This is a genomic window from Onishia taeanensis (assembly GCF_013349955.1).
GTDB classification, from domain to species: Bacteria; Pseudomonadota; Gammaproteobacteria; order Pseudomonadales; family Halomonadaceae; genus Onishia; species Onishia taeanensis_B.
In genome coordinates this window covers 1-386 of sequence record NZ_JABVXC010000078.1, presented here as the reverse complement: position 1 = coordinate 386, position 386 = coordinate 1, and the positions used below count along the sequence as shown (strand labels likewise).

The window sequence follows — 386 nt, the reverse complement described above, 5'->3', positions numbered from 1 at the left end:
CGACTGCCTGAAGGCACCAATGCCGGCTGGCTGGCGGTCGCGGCGCTGGCCACGGGGGTTTCCGAGCTGTGCTTCACGCTCTATGCCTCTGCCTTCGATGCCTTCAATCTGCTCGGCCATCTGTACAAGGTGGTGGCCTACGCGATGATCTATCACGCCATCTATTCATCGCGCATGGTCTACCCCTATCAACAGCTGCAGAAAATGAGTGACGCTCTGAGTGAGGCCGAGCAACGCTGGCAGTTCGCGCTGGAAGGGTCAGGCGCCGGCGTCTGGGACTGGAAGCAGGACACCGATCACGTCTTCTACTCTCCGCAGTGGAAGGCCACGCTCGGCTTCCAGGAACACGAGATCGGCAGCAGCTTCGATGAGTGGAAGTCACGCAT

The 386-nt window shown here is 60.4% G+C and carries 1 protein-coding gene; it reads left to right on the top strand.

What is annotated here, in order from left to right; all coding sequences use genetic code 11:
* On the top strand, nucleotides 1-386 hold a 386-nt coding region (locus HUS66_RS17550), incomplete at both ends, for an MASE3 domain-containing protein (protein ID WP_217488185.1).